Origin of the sequence: Paracoccus fontiphilus (assembly GCF_017356265.1) — a bacterium.
Classification (GTDB): domain Bacteria; phylum Pseudomonadota; class Alphaproteobacteria; order Rhodobacterales; family Rhodobacteraceae; genus Paracoccus; species Paracoccus fontiphilus.
Genome location: NZ_JAFNAW010000146.1, coordinates 1 through 2,516, shown reverse-complemented (window position 1 = coordinate 2,516; position 2,516 = coordinate 1). Strand labels below are relative to the sequence as shown.

General features: G+C 58.2%; 5 protein-coding genes. 2 read left to right on the top strand and 3 right to left on the bottom strand.

Annotated features, from left to right (window positions below; all coding sequences use genetic code 11):
- Positions 1-51: 51 nt before the first annotated feature.
- A complete protein-coding gene (locus tag J0F76_RS20465; RefSeq protein WP_207472302.1) occupies positions 52-342 on the bottom strand; it encodes an AAA family ATPase in 291 nt (96 codons plus the stop codon).
- 148 nt (positions 343-490) lie between these two features.
- Positions 491-1,063 (bottom strand): recombinase family protein, encoded by a 573-nt coding sequence (locus J0F76_RS20460; RefSeq protein WP_207472300.1) that lies wholly within the window; start codon positions 1,061-1,063, stop codon positions 491-493.
- A 253-nt stretch (positions 1,064-1,316) separates the two neighbouring features.
- Here J0F76_RS20460 and J0F76_RS20455 point away from each other — a divergent pair, with 253 nt between their 5' ends.
- Positions 1,317-1,565: an AbrB/MazE/SpoVT family DNA-binding domain-containing protein gene (locus J0F76_RS20455; protein WP_045983529.1), complete on the top strand. Its 249-nt coding sequence runs from the start codon at positions 1,317-1,319 to the stop codon at positions 1,563-1,565.
- Between the two features lie 10 nt (positions 1,566-1,575).
- Positions 1,576-1,959 carry a type II toxin-antitoxin system VapC family toxin gene (locus J0F76_RS20450; RefSeq protein WP_204245771.1) on the top strand — a complete coding sequence of 128 codons (384 nt, stop codon included), beginning with the start codon at positions 1,576-1,578 and terminating at the stop codon, positions 1,957-1,959.
- A gap of 2 nt (positions 1,960-1,961) precedes the next feature.
- Here J0F76_RS20450 and J0F76_RS20445 read toward each other — a convergent pair.
- The coding region (locus J0F76_RS20445; protein ID WP_242690486.1) for an integrase core domain-containing protein at positions 1,962-2,516 on the bottom strand (555 nt) is incomplete at its 5' end.

Here is a 2,516-nt window from a genome sequence, read left to right as displayed (position 1 = left end):
CGCAATGGCCTCCCACAGATCATCGGATACAAGGGGCTTGCTCATGGCCTCTCAACGCATGAGCAGCGGTTTTGTTAGGCGCTCTAAGTCGACGATTTCCTCCGCGTTCCGGGCAGCTATCCACGCCTCGCCCAAGGCGATGATCGTGGGCCAATGGCACAAGGTGAAATCGTGCATCTCGAACGGACAGCGACGCGGAGAAAGAAAACGGCGAAGCGCAAGCATCGCTGAGGTCTTGCCGCTATTGTTGGCTCCAACGAAAAGCGTGGTCGTAGGCGAAAGATCGACCCGCGTGGACAACAACTTCCGAAAATTAGCGATCTCTAAAAACTCAGTATGCACTGCCAGCGTCCCCTAACCCTGGCTGCAGTAATATCATCCAAATCGTTCAACGTGTTATAGTTTTTGATAAATAGCGGTCGGCATACGCTTGCTGCTGACTGCTGCAGGAGACAGATACGCTGTTTCTCGGCATGCTTCGGAACGGCCGTCAGCGGACTTCCTTGTCTTGCTTGGTGCCTCCGCTATCGAGCGCCCGATAGACCGTCATCCGGGATACGTCGAGCTCGCGGGCGATCCGGGCCTTGGACATGCCGTCTGATGCAAGCTTTCGGATTCTCGCATCGTCTACTCGCTTTTCCCTTCCCCTGTAGACACCCTTGCTCTTCGCGGCCTCAATGCCGGCGCGCTGACGATCACGAATGAACTTCAGTTCCATGTCGGCCACCATGCCGAGAACGGTGATGACCATCCGCCCCATATCGCCGGCCGTGGTGACTTCGGGTTCGAGGACGCGGAGCGACGCTCCCTTGGCATCCAGCTCATGAACCAGGTTCAGCACGTCGCGTGTGGACCGGCCGAGGCGGTCGAGACGATGCACGACCAGTTCGTCGCCTGCGCGTAGAAACTCCAGAACCGTTGCCAGCTCGCTGCGGCCGTCGCGGGAAGCTCCCGACCCGGTCTCGGCGCGAATGATCTCGCAGCCTGCAGCCCTGAGCGTGGCTTTCTGGACATCGAGATCCTGACTCGACGTGCTGACGCGGGCGTATCCGATCCGGGGCATGGGCAATCTGTCACGTTAGGGTGGTTGAGGTCCTGATACTGTCACAAGAGCGATTATGCCACTCATTTGTGACATTCGGGGCTGTCACATCTTCCTGTCACCTGCGGGTGTGCCTAAATGTGACACAGAGAGCGAGCTGGTAGTTTAGAAACGGAGCTGCTTGCCTATTGGATATGACTTTCCTGTTGTATCGATACTAAATAGACTGGTGGGTATCATTGTTGAAAGTTAGACCAAAAAGGATATGCCTGTCATGACCACGCAGCGGGTACGGATCATCGAGGGTGGCAAGCTCGTCATCCCCGCGACCATGCGGCGAGAGTTGGGGATCGCAACAGGCGATACCGTGCTTGTCGAGATTGATGGCGGCGAGTTGCGCGTCCGCTCGCTCCCACAGGCTGTTGCCCGCGCCCAGGCCATCATGCGGCGGCATGTACCCGAAGGCGTGTCGCTTGCAGACGAGCTGATCGCCGATCGCCGGCGCGAGGCAGAGCGTGAGTAAGGCCGCAGTCTTGGACGCCTCAGCGCTTCTTTGTCTTTTGAATGGCGAGCCGGGTAGCGAGCGCGTTCTGGAAGCCCTGCCCATGGCAGTGATCGGCGCCACCAATTTCGCCGAGGTCGCATCCAAGCTGCGCGAGCGCGGCCTGAGCGTCAACGAGGTGGAGGACGTGCTCGGAGGCCTGCGTCTCGATATTCGGCCTCTCACCCCGGCCCAGGCCTACGCCATCGGTCATCTGCGCCCGGCGACTCGCTCCCTGGGACTATCGCTTGGTGATCGGGCGTGTCTTGCCCTTGCCGCTGAACTTGGCATACCTGCCCTGACTGCGGATCAAGTCTGGGCGGAGCTTAAAATCGGCGTTTCGATTGAGCTAGTTCGAGATCCAAGCATAGTGTGATCCTAGGTGTTCAGTCCCGGCATCAGGTGGATCGGATCCAGGATGAATCGATCCGGCTCTGAAGTCCAGATTTTGCAGATGTATTCGTAGGGCGTGAGACCACCGAGGGTCTTGAGCCGACGCGCGAAGTTGTAGGCTGCCATGAAGTCCGCGAGATGCGTACGCAGTTGCTCGTGGCTGTCATAGTGGAAGCGCTTGACGTTCAGCGGGAAAACGATCCACCGGATCGTTTTCTGATCCGCTTCACCCTCCTTGATTGTGCGGTTCATCCGCTCGACTTGACCATTGGTCCACGGGTGGTTGGGTTTTGTCAGACGGTGCTCTATCCCGTTGGCCTCGCAGATCATGTCGAAGCGCATTGGCCTGGAGTAGATGGTGTTCCGGTTCCGGGGCTGCTCTGCGAACTGAATTCCGTTGTCAGTAAGAATGGTGTGGACCTGGTAGGGCACCGCATCGAGCATGTGCTGCAAGTGTCTGACGTCAGCGCCCATGGGACAGATTAGGCCGATTGCGTGACAGAGGGTTTCTGGCTCATCGTAGCCTTCATGGAGCGAAGA